Origin of the sequence: Salinispora fenicalii (assembly GCF_000514815.1) — a bacterium.
GTDB lineage: Bacteria > Actinomycetota > Actinomycetes > Mycobacteriales > Micromonosporaceae > Micromonospora > Micromonospora fenicalii.
The window spans coordinates 207153-222207 of sequence record NZ_AZWQ01000016.1; the positions used below are offsets into that span (position 1 = coordinate 207153).

The window sequence follows — 15055 nt, forward strand, 5'->3', positions numbered from 1 at the left end:
AATGGAAAGGAACACCGCTATGGCCGTATCGCGGCGGCGCTTCGTTCAAGTGGATGTATTCGCGGAGGAGGCATACCTCGGCAACCCGGTCGCGGTGGTGCTTGACGGCGATGGAATTAGCGAGGAGGACATGGCGCAGTTCGCAAGATGGACGAACCTGTCTGAAACGACCTTCGTCCTTCCATCGGTCATAGCCGACTATCGCCTACGTATTTTCACACCGGGTGGCGAGATTCCCTTCGCGGGACACCCGACGCTGGGATCAGCACACGCGTGGCTGGAAGCAGGTGGTAGTCCCAACTCCGACGTGCTGGTGCAGGAGTGCGGCCTCGGATCGGTGACGGTCCGCCGTACCGTCACCGGCCTGAGCTTTGCCGCCCCAGCCCTACGGCGTGCCGGCCCGCTCGACCCCGATCACCTCGACCACATCGTGCGTGCTCTCCGGATTAGCCCTGAGCAAGTCGTCGCGCACGGTTGGGTGGACAACGGCCCGGGCTGGGCAGCAGTGCGGCTCGCGTCGGCGGACGAAGTACTTGCGGTCGACCCCGATGAACAGCAGATGCGTGATCTCATGCTCGGCGTCGTAGGCGCATATCCCGCGGGGTCGCCGCTGCAGTTCGAGGTACGCGCGTTCGCCGCACCCGCCGGCGTGCGGGAGGATCCGGTCACTGGAAGCCTCAACGCCGGCATCGCACAGTGGCTAATCGGCACCGGCACCGCACCAAGTAGCTACCGAGCGGGGCAGGGCTCGCGGGTGGGGCGTCGCGGCGTACTGACCGTGAGTGCGGAGGGCAACGCCGTATGGGTGGGGGGACGGAGCGCGACCTGCATCCGTGGAATGGTCGACCTGTAACCACCCGACCGACTCTCACCTATCCACGTCCGCCGTGCGTTTCGGCACCTACGCACCAAAGCCGGCGACCCGCCCGCCGCATCGAATCTCAGGGCGGCCCGGCCCCGGACGACATCCGGGCGCCCCAAACGCCACCGAGCCGCCCGTCACGACGTCCACATCGCTACCACCACCAGCAACAGCCGAACGCCAGCGGCACGAAAGCGAACTACCTTGAACAATCCAGGCCATACTGCACCGGGTGAAAATCGAGCTAGCGCGGATACATCTGCACCAAGCGGATCAAGCCGTACATCATCACGACCTGGCCAGGCCCCGCCACCGCAGGTTTCGGTCCTACGGGCCTCAAATGGGCTAGCCCTGAAGCAAGTCGGGATTATCGCGCCTTGACGTGTATACAGCCACCATGTCTAATAGTGACAGTCAGTGCTCAGCCCTTAACTCTTTGACATCTTTCTATCACCCCTGAAGGGTTCGATCAAAGCCGCCCCGCGAAAGGACCCTGACTGGTGCACCACTTGGCAGACTTAGCTAAGTGTGGGCATACACACTGATGCCTTAGCTCATTACAGACCTATCTGAACTTTGAAAAAGACTGATATCTTGCTGGCTTAAAGCGAAATGAAATAGAACAAGGCACCTCGTTCGCGGGGGAGGTGCCAACGTCCGGAACCCCGCGCACGGGAGATTCGACTACAGCGTCGCTGTTTGACGCGGTGGAGGTTACAGTGGCCGATCACGCGGACTTCAGCCTGGCCCAGCTCCGGTACTTCGTTACTTCCGCCGAGATGGGCAACATCTCCATCGCAGCGCAGCAACTGCATGCTTCGCAATCGGCCGTGTCGATGGCAATCCAGCGCTTAGAGAAACACCTCGACACCACGCTGTTCTTTCGGCACCGAACCAAGGGGGTCAGCCTTACTCCCAGTGGCCGTGTCCTGTTCGATGATGCGAAAGCACTGCTGGCGCAGGCTCAGGAAATGCTCAACCGCAGCCGGGGATGGCAGGGCGAGACCAGCGGCATGCTCCATGTGGCCGTTCTCCGCTCGGTCGCACCCAATCTGGTGCCCGCCGTGCTACGGCTAGTGAAGGAGGTGAGCCCGGGGTTGGCGGTCACCATTCATGAGGGAACGATTGACGATGTTCGCGAACTGCTGCGTTTAGGCACGTGCGAACTCGCCGTAACCTCGGAGTTGCCCGGCCAGGCACTCTCGTTCACCCGACTGGCGAAGGTAGTCATGTCAGCGGTCGTCTCACAGGCCGATCCGCTAGCGTCCGTAGGGCGTGCGACGCTTCGACAGTTGGCCACCCGGCGCCTCTTGGTGGCCGACCTGGATGCTGGATACCAGATCGGTATGGACAACCATGCACGGCTCTTTGCCGATGCCGATACCTCCATGCCGGAGGTACTATTGACATCGAGCATCGCCACAATGCTGGGTCTCATTGGCGTCTGCGAGGGCTTTTCCCTGATGTGCCGGACTACAAGAAGCCAGAACACATGCGGGCCGGACAACGTCTGGCTCGACATCGTCTCCGAACGCCCGTGCGCATCCTGGGTGGGTGTGGCAACGATACCCGGCCTGACTCTCAGTAGCCGTGCAGAATCATTTGTTTGCCTACTCTACCACGCAATTAACAGCGTATACACGACGACCGGGACGTCGGATGAGGCACGCAGCTTCAATCTACCCGGTCCACCGCCAACGAGACCTTCAGGCAGGCCAAGTCAGGCAATGCCGGCCTGACCGGGTTGATATCTATTCCGAGTCGTCACCCCACCCACGATCCCGTTGTCGCCTGGCCGTATTTCCGCTGCCGGCCAGCGGCAGCGACAAGCACAGCAAAGCCATTCCCAGCGACGACAACCCAGATTAGTGCCATTGCAGCACTCAGCGCAGCGTAAGCCGACTGCCTATGGCGCCCTCCTCATACCGGTGTCTCCCCTGGCACCCGAGGCGTCGTTGCTCGCGAAATACTGGGTGATGATTCGGTTAACCACCTCGGGTCGCTCCAGATAGCCAAAATGTCCGGCATCACCGACCAGGTCGAAGGTAGCATCGGGGATACATTCGGCCAGTTCCTCGCCGTACATGGGCGGGGCGACCAAGTCATGGGCAAACGACACCACGTGACAAGGCACCATGATGTCAGCGTAGGCAGCACGGCGGTCCGGCATCGGCTGGAGGGCTAACTGATGCCGTACTCCCGCTCCGTCGGGCGGGGCGAGTTCCAGCAGCGCCAGCCAGTCGCTGATTGCGGCCTGGTCCTCCATCGAACGTGGTGAGAGCATCTGCAGGGCACGAACGACGGCGCGGTACGAGGGCGGCAGCGTCACCCCAGATTCCGCTAACTCGATCTCGGAACGCGCCAACTGCGTCCGCAACATGTCGGAACGGGCCCGGCAGGCCATCAACACCGCCTGCCGCACCAGCTCCGGCCGTCGCAGGGCTAGCTCCTGCACCACGTATGCACCCATCGAGGTGCCGACAAGGCGAGCCGGGCCGAAGTCTAGGAACTCCAGCAGCGCTACGAGGTCGGACACCAGGTCCTCGATGGCGAAGCCGCCGAGGCATTCATCGCTGGGCGGAATACCTCGGCTGTCATAGACACAGACTTGATAGCCGCTCTCCAGCAGCGCCGGCACCTGATGGATCAGCCAGGACCGTCCGGAGGCGCCTGCAGCGCTGACCAGCACGACGGGTTCGCCAGCGCCGAATACCTCGTAGTGCAACCTGATGTCGTTGACTAGCGCGATAGGCACTACCTCACTTCTCTCCGTTTGCTGGGACCCGCAGGCTGCAGATCAATCCAATTTCGCTCAACGTAGTCAAGGGCTGCGTCGCGGTCGGCGTCATGCAGGACAACTCGCCAGCCGGTCGGCACCTCCAAAAAGGGCCGCCACAGAGCGTGCTGACCTACGTCGTTAACTACGACCTGCCACCTACCGTCGCCCCGATCGAAGGGGTTGCCAATCATTCTCTACCCTTCTAGTGCGTCGCGTGTGAGTCCAGTTCAAGCAGATACGACCAGTTCAAGCAGATACGAAACGGACTGGCATAGTGGAGAAGCCAGTAAGAAGGTTCGACCGGATACGTTGTGGCTCGCCAATTATCTCGAAGCCACGAGTCAGATCTCTCAGGGCCATCAACAGCTCCGATATCTCGACCTTGGCAAGGTAGGAACCGATGCAGTAGTGCGGCCCATGACCGAACGAAAGATGCCGGTTAGGGGCGCGTCCCAGATCAAACACTTCTGGCTGGCTGAAGGCCCGCTCATCACGATTACCGGAGGCGTGCCACAGGGTCACAATGTCATCAACACGAATCCACTCTCCGTGGATATCAGTTTCCCGCACCGCAGTTCGTCCAAAGTGCATTGACGGAGAGGCCCAGCGCAGCACCTCGTCTACCGCCTTATCGATATCGCATCGTCCACCCTTGAGCCGCATCCACTGCTCGGGGTTCGCAGCTAGGGTGTAGATGCTATCTATCATAGTTAGTCGACTAGTTTCATCGCCACCGATGATCAGGCTGTAGCAGTTAAGCACGACGTCGTCATCCGAGAGGGGAACCCCATCGATTGAGCTGTTCACCAGCATACTAACAACGTCCTCGCCAGGCTTCTTTCGCCGGAATTCCACGAGGTCTTGGAAGTAGAGCAGAATCTCGCTACGCGCCACCTCGGACTCTGTCTCACTAACACTCTCGTCGTCAGCACTGAGCGCCGTCTTCGTCATTTTCAATAGAGCTGCGCGGTCCGCCTCAGGAACCCCCAGTAAGTTTGAGATCGTAATCATAGGAATGCGACTGGCAACGTCGGTTGCAAAGTCACATTCCCCACTGGCCGCTGCTTCCCCGATCATCTGCCGAGTGTTAGTCCGCACAGCGCTACAGACCGGCCCGAGCACTCGCGGCCCTAGTGCTCGTAAGAGCAGCTTGCGCAACTCCGCATGGCGTGGCCCATCGGTGACGGCCAGCATCCGGCCAGCGCCCGCGTCGCCGCCTGCCAGCAACGTCACGAGCACATTGCCGCGCTCCGAGGTGAAGTTGATGTCGTCACGGTATACCTCGAGAATGTCTGCGTGCCGGGACAGCACCCAGAAGCCTCGACGACCGCCTGTCGGCGGGTTCCAGTAGATCGGCTCTTCGTCCCGCAGCCGCTGCCAGAAATTGGTCAAATCATGGGTGGCAAAGGTGGCGGGGTCGGCTAGGTCGATAGTGCGGGTCAAGGTCGGGCTCCCATCTTGACCCACACGACCTGGATCGGCGGCGGTCACCAGTCGGCGCGCCAGAACCGTCGGCGCGCGAACGGGTAGCTGGGCAAAGAAATACGGTGGCTGCGTTCGTCGGCGTGCAACAACTCAAAGTTCACGCGTTCCCCCTGCACCCATGCTGCAGCAAGTTCGGTTAGCGCCTGAACATCGCGCATCTCATCGCTGCGGTGGAGAGCGAGCCCATCCTCGGTACGTCGAAAGCGCGCCAGGTCGACGCGACCCGTCTGGCCGGAGGTGACCACCTGCCCGCCCCTACCTTCATCCGACAACACGTCGCGCAGTTCGTCACGGGTGCTGACTACGGCCGCCCAACGGGACGACAGCGCCTTTCGTCCAAGGTTGAGGCTAAAGGCCATGTCATCGAGCCGAGCGTCGGGATTCTCTGCGAGCCAAGACGACAGAGCCGCCCGTTGGCGGGCCACCCCTTCGTCATCGAATGCGGAGAGCGTGATAAGTCGAGGCCGCTTAGCCTCTTTTGGCCGCTCGGCCATGGCTGGCGGTTCCTCGAAAACCAGGTGCGCATTGTATCCGCCGCCACCTATCGCGGTGACGCCGGCGCGCCGGATACCGCACTCCGGCTCCCATGCGGCGAGCTCCAGCTGCGGGAAGAAGGGGGTGCGTGGGAAGTCGAGTTCTTCGTTGATCTCGGTCAGGTTAATGGTTGGCGGAAGCGTTCGATGGTATAGCGCGAGTGCCGCTTTCACCGCGCCGGAGCCCCCCGCGACCACCCCAGCATGCCCAATATTGCCTTTGACCGAACCGATCGAGCAGGTGCCGGACTGTTTACCGAACGCCAGGTGCGCGGCGCGCACCTCGAGCGAGTCCGTAACGGGTATGCCGAACCCATTGGCCTCGTACATGGAAACCGTGTCGGGGGCTACGTCGCCAGCCTGCATCGCACTGGCGATGCAGGCACTGAGCCGTTCGGGCTGTGCAAGCCCATACGCCATGGCACTCACGCCGTTATTGTTGATCGCCGTGCCTTTGATCGTTGCGTAGATGTGGTCGCGGTCAGCGACGGCCTGTCGCAGCGGCTTGAGTACGAGCGCCGCGACTCCACTGGCCAGTACCGATCCGGTGCCTTGCGCATCGAAGGGACGGCAATGGCCGTCATGGGAGAGAATCCGCCCCTCCTCCCACAGGTAGCCACGGCGATGAGGCAACCGAACCATGACGCCTCCCGCGATGGCCATGTCGGTCTGACCTAGCAAAAGTGATTGGCAGGCCAGGTGCACCGCATAGTGAAAGCCGGAGCACACCGCAGTTACGGTGATCGCCTCACCAGTCAGTCCAAGATAGTACAGAACATTTGAGGTAATCGTGTCCGGTAGCCAGGCATTACTACGGTCAATCACCTCCGGGCCTACCGATACCCAGTCTGGCGGCGCGCTATAGAGGGCAGCGCTCTGTGGGTTTGCCGAGGCGTAGACGCCTACCTCGCCACGGACCCGCTCAGGATCGTAGCTGGCGTCCTCCATCGCTTCCCAGGACGCCTCAAGGAAGACCCGGTTCTCCGGCGTCATCGCCGTTGCCATTCGATCTCCAATACCGAACACGGTAGGATCGAACTGGTCGTACCCCTCGAGCGCGCCGGTGGCCCGTATGTACGCCGGGTTGTTAATTAGTGCCTCGTCAACCTCGATCTCATCCTTGGTGTAGAAAGAAATTCCTTCGCACCCACCGACAAGGTTCTCCCAGTACTGATCCTTATTTTGCGCACCAGGGAACCTGCACGAGACGCCGATGATGGCGACGTCGCCCGGTTCGTAGCTCTGCTCAACGGCTTCACTCATGAATATGGCCTCCAGCTAATACAGGCATGGGGTTTACGGTAGGTCGGTCAGGTGCTCGATGATCGGTTTTGGCCGCGCACCACCGAGCGTCTTATACTTGCGCGACGTCGTGCCTGCTCGATGACCTCCGGGCTACTTCCGCTCTCATCCTCGAGCCATTTCGCGAGCGAGTCGATGTCCCGGAACCGGAATAGATCCGCCACTCCAACCTTGCGGCTGAAGCGCTTACTTATCTGCCTGGCGAGCCGCACCAGCAGCAAAGAGTTGCCACCAAGATCGTAAAGTGTGTCACGCATACCGATGGATCGTGGCGACCGGTCCAGCAGGGCGCCCCAGATCTCGGCAAGGGCTCGTTCGGTGTCGGTGGTGGCGTAGTCTCCCACGGGCATCGCCTCGACGGCAGGTGGCCTGGGTAGCGCTGTCCGATCCAGCTTTCCAACTGGCGACAGCGGGAGCGCGGGTAGGAAGACAATCGTTTCGGGGACCATGTAGTCAGGCAGCATGGCACCGAGCTTTTGTCTGATTACTGTCTGCAAGTTGGTATCGAGCCACGGTCCGTTTTCGTCGGCGATGGCGCCGGCCGGTACAACATATGCGATCAGGGTTCTCGTATCTGCCGCCGGTTCGCGCACGACAGCCGCTGCCATCCGCACCTCGGGGCAGTCGGTCAGCCGTGCCTCGACCTCTTCTAGTTCGACGCGCTTCCCGCGAACCTTCACCTGGTGGTCGGAACGTCCGATGAACTCGAATTCACCGGCTTCGGTTAGCCTGGCGATGTCGCCGGTTCGATAGATACGCTCACCCGCCATCTGTGGGTCGGGTACGAATCGTTCTGCGGTCAACCCAGGTCGTTTGAGGTAGCCCCAGGTCAATCCATCGCCGCCCAGATATAGCTCACCCGGCTCGCCGACGGGCGACGACCGCAACTCCTCGTCAAGCACATAGACGCGAGCAGTCAAGGATGGTGTACCGATTGACGGCTCGCCAGACTCGTCCGGGGATACGAGCTTGAAGGTGCAGAAGACCGTTCCTTCCGTCGGGCCATAGCCGTTAAAGACGAAGTCGACGTTGGTCTCACGGTATATTCGGTCTACCAGGCTCCGACGTACGGGTTCACCGCCCAGCACCACTGTCCGCAGCCCGGCCGGAACCGCTTGCGCGTCAAGCAGGCTGGTCATCGCGGACGGGACCGTGCTGACGTGTGTCACCCGCTCGGCATGGGAACTCTCCGGAAGGTGCGCGGCGCTGTCGACCAACACCAGCGACCGCCCGCGGCTGAGTGCTGAGAAGATCTCCAGGACCGATAGGTCGAAACAGACCGAGGTGACGGCGGCGATGCCACTCATGTCGCAGTCCGCAAAGATTCGGTCCACTTCGCCAAGCATTGCGGCACAGCTGCTGTGCCTGATCGGCACTCCCTTGGGTACGCCAGTCGAGCCAGAGGTGTAGATGACGTAGGCAGAGTCGTCCGGAACCGAAGCCACCGGCGACGGGTTGGCCACCGTCTCGACTTCTTCCAGCTCGACTTCTTCCAGGACGAGCGGGGTGCAGCCATCCGGGCACGTGTCCCTGGAGGCCCGTGTGGTCACGACTAGGCGGGTCTCGCTGTCAGCCACCATAAAAGCGAGGTGACTCGCTGGGTATTGAGGATCGAGGGGCAGATAGCAAGCACCTGCGCGCAGCACCCCCAGGATGGCGACAAGCAGGTCCGGCGTACGTTCGACGCAGACCCCGATCGGCACGCCCGGACCAACGCCCAAGGCCGACAACCGCTCCGCCAGCGCCGCCGAGGTCTGGTCAAGCCGACCGTAGGTGAGTTCACCGGCCGCTGAGAATACGGCGACCGTTTCCGGATGCTTGGCTGCGTGGGCGAGGAAGCCGCTGTGAAGCGTCGGTGAGATCGTCATGACGTCGCCTGCTCGCCCGAGGCGTCCAACACGAGGTCACTCAGCGGCACATTGGGTCGGTCAATCGCCTGCATCAGCAGTCGATGGAAGTACTCCAACAATGTCGTCACGGTCTCTCTTTCCAGGACGGCGGATTTGAACTGCACCTGACCAACCACCTCGTCGGCGATGTCGGCCATTGTGATTTCCAGATCAAACTTGGCGATGTGCCGCCGGAGAGGCAGCGGGACCAGCGGTAGGGGGCCGGCAGGCCAGGCCGCCCCGCCGATACCGTGAAACAGCGTGTTTACGTACGTGAATGCGTTACCCGAGAGCCAGTTGATAGCGATGTCGAACAACGGTGTGCGGCCTTTCTCCCGCGGTGGCTTTAGCGTCGAGATGAGCAGGTCCAGCGGGTAGTTCATGTGTTCCAGCATGCCGAGGGCGAAGTTGTGAACCTCACCTAGCAACGCGTCAAAGGTGATGTCCGGACGGGGGCGGGCGCGGACTGGGACGGTGTTGAGGTAGTACCCCACCGCGGACTCGCGCCACGTGTCGCCGCGCTGGGCCACAGCGGTGCCGAGGATGATGTCGCTTTCCCCGGTCACCCGGCCCAGAGTGGCGAAGAAGGCGGCCGTGACTAGGGTGCTAACCGAGACGCCGGCACGCGCGGCGAAGTCTTTCAACCGGCGAGCATCAGTCGCGTCCCACCGGAAGGTGGCGTCCTCCCCCACGTAGCTCACCGCACCATCGCGCACAATAGGTGATCGCTGGTCGGCAGCCGCATCTGGCGTTGGTAGGACCGGAAGGTCAAGGTTCGTCGGGGGCTGTGCCAATTGGTCCGACCACCAACGCAGAGCCGTCTCGGCCGCCGGACTGCCGAGCCACTCGCGTTCCCACTCCACGAACTCGGTGTACGGCTTCTCCGGCCCCTGAGGGAGCAGTTCTCCGCGCTGTGCCTCGCCGTAGAACACCCGTAGATCGCGTACCACGGTGTCCACCGACGCCGCGTCAGCTGCCACATGATGAATGACCAGTAGCAGGCCGTGGTCTGCCTCACCACGGTTGACCAGCACCAGCCGAAGCAGCGGACCATTGTCAAGATCGAAGGACCGGTGGCCGTATTCGGCGAAGAGGTCGGTCAGGGCTGCGTCGTCGAGCCCCGTACCGTCGACAGTGTCGAACTCGTATCCGGGATCCGCCTTTATTAGCTGGTAGGGGCGGCCACCGGCTTCAACAAAGGCCGTACGCAGTACCGGATGTCGCTCCACCACTGCGGCTACGGCCTGACGTAGGGCGTCCTCATCGATCGACGAGAACACTCGGGCACCAAACATCAGGTTGTAGGCGGCGCCGTCGAGTGACAGCTGCTGCATGAACCAAATGGCGGCCTGGCCGTGTGCGGCCGGCGCGAGTGCGAAGGATCGGGTGTTTTCTAGCACCGCCCGTAGCTCTTCCCGCGGTTGCACCGCGACAGCCTGCGGGGAAGCGGGTTCCAGGAGCCCACGTTCTGCCAATTCATCAAGCAGTTCCTCGGCGTCGGCGTCGGACAGCTCGTCCGCGATGGCTACGTGCCGCGGCCGGGCGTGTTCCTCGCCGACGGTGGAAGCGCCCGCACCGACAAGTGCGGCGATGCGGGCGGTGAGTTCTCCGACTGTCCGGTTCTTGAGAAACTCCACCACTGAAACATGGCAGCCGAACCGCGCATTTACTTTGCTACTCAGTCGAATCGCGAGCATGGAGTCGAGTCCAAAGTCCTGCAGCCGGGCATCCTGGGCAATGGTGTCAACCGATATGTCCAGCACTTCGGCGATCTCGGAAACGATGGCGACTTCTGCGATTTCTGCTGTCGGTGCAGTGGTACTTTCGTCAGGGGCCCTGGTGGGCTGGGCGGCGACAGCCACCGCAGCGGGCACCACAGGCGGGTGCGGCGGGTGGTCAGGTACACCGTCCAGCCAGTATGGATTCCTCTGCCAGCTCACGAGTGGCGTCTCGACAACCTGCGCGCTCGATGAGAAGAGCGCCGCAAGCGAGAGCGGGACTCCGCGCACGAACAGCGATGCTGCCGCGTCCAGCAGAACGCGATTGTCATCTTGCCCGCGACGCATGGAGTCGATCACGAGGACAGGGGACTCCTGCGCCTGAGTGATCTCTTCGATCGCGACACGCAGTGCCATGTGTGGGCTGATCTCGATAAACGTGTCTACGCCCGTGCTGGCCAGAGCGGCCACCGTCGGCGCGAAGCGTACTTGATTGCGAAGGTTTTGCGCCCAGTAGTCCGCGTCCACCACCGGATCGATCACACCGTCGAGCGCCGTCGAGTGGAGCCTGGCCTGGAACACGCGGGGCTCGATGTCGGCTAGCGCCTCGCGCAGCGGCGCCAGCAGCGGATCCATGGCAGGGCCGTGAGCTGCTCGATCGATGCGCAAGGTCCGGCTGGAGATTCCGGCCCGACTCAGCGCTGCCTCCACGGCCCGGACTTCCTCGGAAGGGCCGGAAACTGTGGAGCTAATGGGGCTGTTGACTGCCGCAATGGCTACGCGTCCGCCATACGGAACGAGGAACGGGGCGACTTCCTCTGGTCCGGCCTCGACCGCGGTCATCGCCCCCTGCCCCGCGTGATGCTGCATGAGGTCGGAGCGGGCGACGACGACCCGGGCGGCATCGCGCAAGGACAGCCCACCCGCCACGCAAACGGCGGCGACCTCGCCCAGACTGTGTCCAACGAACACCTCTGGCTTGACGCCGAGTTCCATCCAGAGCCGTGCCAGGGAGACTTGTAGCGTGAACAGCACCGGTTGCTGGACGTCAAATTCGTCCAGGCGGGATTGCTCCGCCGGTAGGCTGAGCTCTTCGATCACCGACCAGCCAACGAGCTCGCGGAGCACCGCGTCACACTCGTGCATCGATGCCCGGAATCCCGCATGCTGGTCCATCAAGGCTCGGCCCATACCGGCCCAGTGGGTGCCTGCACCGGAAAACACGAACGCTATGCGGCGGGCACCGCCACCAGCCACCGTGCCCTCAACGGTGCCGGGGCCCGGGTTGCCAGCAGCTATTTGCGCCAGTCGGTCGAGCAGGTCGTCGCGACCATGCACCACAAGGGCAAGCCGGTGAGAAAGTGGGGTGCGCCGGGTCGCCAGGGTGTACGCCAAGTCCGGAACCCACAGGGTGGGATCCCGCTCGACATGGTTGGACAGTCCTCGGCAGGTGTCCCGTAGCGCCGCTGCGGAATGAGCCGTTATGGGCAGCAGCGAAAGGGGGGTCTCGGCGGCCTGTGCTACCTCGGGGCCGATTGCCACGCGAGGCTCGGCATGACGGCCGCGTGGTGCGTACAGGAACGGTCCTGCGGCAACTTCCTGACCTGCGGTGTGCAGGTCACCCAACGAGGCAAGCATGCTCCACGCGTCATCCGTTCCGCGCTGCAGCGACGCCAGGCACCGGGTCGGGCGTTTCCGTTCACCGTCGAGGCTTTCACGTACTCCCTTCAGCAACACCGGATGTGGACTGAGCTCCACTACTACGTCGACGTCGTACGCCGCCATGGTGTCCAGGGCCGCCGTGAGTCGGCTTTCCTGACGGACGTTGTTCAGCCAGTAGTCCGGACCCAAGGACTCACCGTCGACTTCTTTCCCGGTGACCGTCGAGATCATTGTCAAGTGGGCTGGGCGTGCGACGATTCCGTCGATTTCTGATCGCAGTGGTCTGAGCACTGGGTCCATCAACGGCGAGTGAGCTGCATAGCCCATGCGGACCCGGTGGGAGACGATGTTCGCTGCTGCGAGCCGGTCGGTCAACGCGCTGATCGCGGCGGCATCCCCGGAAACCAGGGTGGAGGCGGGGCCGAGGCGTCCGGCCAGCGTGAGCGATCCCTCGTCTGCTGCTAGCTCCCCAGCAACAACGTCGGGGGCGGCTGCGACGACCAGGCTGTCGCCCTGACCTACGGCCGAGCGCTGCACGAGCCGTGCGTGGGTAGCCGCGACCAAGGCCGCGTCTTCGAGGCTGAGCGCACCTGCGAGGTGGGCCGCTGCGAACTCGCCAACGCTCTGGCCGATTACTAGATCGGGCTCCACACCGAGCGAACGCCACGCATCGGCCAGCGCGACCTGAATGCAGAACAGCATTGGCTGGACGACTTCCATATCGTCGAGTCGGGCTCGCGGTTCATCGTCGAACAGCCGGTCGAGCACCGAGACGCCGAGGACTTGTTCGATCCGCTCGGCCGCCCGTACCAGTGATCGGCGGAACGCGGGCATGCTGGCTAGAAGTTGCCGACACATCCCGAACCACTGGGAGCCGGTTCCGGAGCAGAGAAAGGCGACTCGGGGTCGCCGAACAGCGTCGTTCCCCGTTGATAGTCCCGGCCAGGACTGGCCGCTGGCGTACGCGTCTAGCTGCGCTCGCAACTCGGCTGTCGTGCGTGCGGCGGCCGACAACCGAAAGCGGCCGGCGCCCAGCGTGTCAAGCGCTTGCCGGCAGGCCGTAGCAAGGTCGATCTGGTCGTCGGCGAGGCTGGCGCGCAGCACTGCTACCTGGTCGGCGAGATCCTGCTCGGAATCGGCGGCTAGCAGCAGTAGGGCCGCCTCGGACTGCGGTAGTTCCTCGGCCACCAGGTGACAGTTCGTCCCGCCGAAACCAAAGGCACTGACTCCCGCGCGCCGCAGCGTTGAGCGGCGTTGCCAGGTGGTAGTCGCGTCCTGGACGCGCAGGCTACCTTCGGCGAACGGAACCTGAGGGTTGGGCCGGCTGTAGTGCAGGCTGGCGGGCAGGACGCCGTTACGGATCGCCAGGGCGACCTTTGCGAGGCCGGCGATGCCGGCCGCCGGCTCCAGATGGCCGATGTTCGTTTTGACCGAGCCGATACGCAGTTCATCACCGGGCTCACGGTCGCGACCGAGCACCGCGCCCAGGGCCTTGGCCTCGATGGGGTCACCCAACGGCGTTCCTGTGCCGTGGCACTCGACGTAGTCCACCAGCCACGGCGAAAGGCCAGCCCGTTGGTACGCAGACCGTAGGAGGGCTTCTTGGGCGCCGGGGTTCGGGGCGGTGAGTCCGTTGCTCAGTCCGTCGTTGTTGACGGCACTGCCGCGGATCAGACAGTAGACAGGTAGCCCCCGTTCCAATGCCAACCGCAGGGGCGTCACGACGACGAGGGCAGCTCCCTCGCCCCGCACCATACCGTCGGCACGCGCGTCGAAGGCCTTGCACCGGCCGTCCGGCGAGAGAGCGCCTATCTCATTCATGGCCAGGTAATGCGGTCCGAAGAGATTAAGAGTGACACCGCCGGCCAGGGCTAGGTCACTCTCGCCCGACCACAACGACTGGCAGGCGAGGTGGACCGCGACCAGCGAGGACGAACAGGCAGTGTCCACCGCCAGGCTGGGGCCCTGTAGGCCGAGCGCGTATGAGACGCGGTTTGCGATAATACTGTCGTGCATTCCGGTCGCCACGTGCGGTCCGATTTCGAGGTGCGGTGCCGCCTGGTGCGCCAGCGCTGAGTAGTCACTCCAGCTGGAGCCAACAAAGACTCCTGTGTCACTTCCGGTGAGGGTACCGGGCGCAATGCCAGCGTCCTCCAGTGCTTCCCAGGCGAGCTCCAAAACAAGCCGCTGCTGTGGATCAATCACCCGAGCTTCACGCGGCGAAATGCCGAAGAATAGGGGGTCGAACAGGTCGACGTCATCAAGGAAGCCGCCCCAGCGAAATGACGCGTCGTCGATTTCCGTCCCGCCGAGCAGGTCACGCCGACGCTGCGGGACCGGCCGCACAGCGTCGTTCCTGTTGACAAGCAAGCGCCAGAACGCCGCCGGGTCCGCCGCCCCGGGTAGCCGGCAGCCGATCCCCACAAGCGCGAGCGGTTCAGGTGCCGCAGCATTCGCCGCTCGGTGTTGTGTATTCGCTACGCTGGCATGGCCCTCGTCCTGCAGCCCGCGCGCTAGAGCGACGGATAGGTCTTCCAGGGTGGGGTGATCCCAGGGGAGCGTGACCGGCACGGGCCGGCCGAGAAACTCGGCCAGTGCGTTGACGAGCCTCATCGACTTCAGCGAGTCCAAGCCGTACCGATGCAACGGGGCTGAGCGATCCACGGAGTCCCGAGGAACACCGAGTAGGTCCACAACCTGGGATAGCAAGAACTCCCTTATCGCGTGAACGTTGTGCTCAGCTTGCTCACCAGACATGTGCGTCCCCCAGCATAGAGAGCTGATTGGTAGCGGGCTCAGTCAGTCGAAGTGGATCAAAGCAGTGC

8 protein-coding genes are annotated in these 15055 nt (G+C 63.1%); 2 read left to right on the plus strand and 6 right to left on the minus strand.

The genetic code is table 11. The annotated features are described in order from the left end of the window. Positions 1–19: 19 nt before the first annotated feature. A complete protein-coding gene (locus B116_RS0106680; protein ID WP_018721892.1) occupies positions 20–853 on the plus strand; it encodes a PhzF family phenazine biosynthesis protein in 834 nt (277 codons plus the stop codon). A 728-nt stretch (positions 854–1581) separates the two neighbouring features. Further along, positions 1582–2601, plus strand: a complete 1020-nt coding sequence (locus B116_RS0106685) for a LysR family transcriptional regulator (RefSeq protein ID WP_050565594.1) — start codon at positions 1582–1584, stop codon at positions 2599–2601. A gap of 167 nt (positions 2602–2768) precedes the next feature. On the opposite strand, the gene B116_RS0106690 is transcribed toward B116_RS0106685, so the two are convergent. The 6 genes from B116_RS0106690 to B116_RS0106710 are packed head-to-tail and all read right to left on the minus strand — an operon-like array spanning position 2769 to position 14987. After that, on the minus strand, positions 2769–3617 hold the full coding sequence (locus B116_RS0106690) for an alpha/beta fold hydrolase (RefSeq protein WP_027659570.1): 849 nt from the start codon (positions 3615–3617) through the stop codon (positions 2769–2771). Beyond that, positions 3617–3832, minus strand: a complete 216-nt coding sequence (locus B116_RS26295) for an MbtH family protein (RefSeq protein WP_082312746.1) — start codon at positions 3830–3832, stop codon at positions 3617–3619. The genes B116_RS0106690 and B116_RS26295 overlap by 1 nt, the downstream gene beginning before the upstream one ends. 55 nt (positions 3833–3887) lie before the next feature. Then, positions 3888–5084, minus strand: coding sequence for a cytochrome P450 (locus B116_RS0106695; RefSeq protein ID WP_223874519.1), 1197 nt, complete (start codon positions 5082–5084; stop codon positions 3888–3890). Between the two features lie 44 nt (positions 5085–5128). After that, a complete protein-coding gene (locus B116_RS0106700) occupies positions 5129–6922 on the minus strand; it encodes a beta-ketoacyl synthase N-terminal-like domain-containing protein (protein ID WP_027659572.1) in 1794 nt (597 codons plus the stop codon). Positions 6923–6969: 47 nt separating this feature from the next. Continuing rightward, complete coding sequence (locus tag B116_RS0106705; protein ID WP_027659573.1) at positions 6970–8829, minus strand: non-ribosomal peptide synthetase; 1860 nt, start codon at positions 8827–8829, stop codon at positions 6970–6972. After that, positions 8826–14987 carry a type I polyketide synthase gene (locus B116_RS0106710; RefSeq protein ID WP_033667344.1) on the minus strand — a complete coding sequence of 2054 codons (6162 nt, stop codon included), beginning with the start codon at positions 14985–14987 and terminating at the stop codon, positions 8826–8828. Before B116_RS0106710 ends, B116_RS0106705 begins: the two co-directional genes overlap by 4 nt. Between the last annotated feature and the right edge of the window lie 68 nt (positions 14988–15055).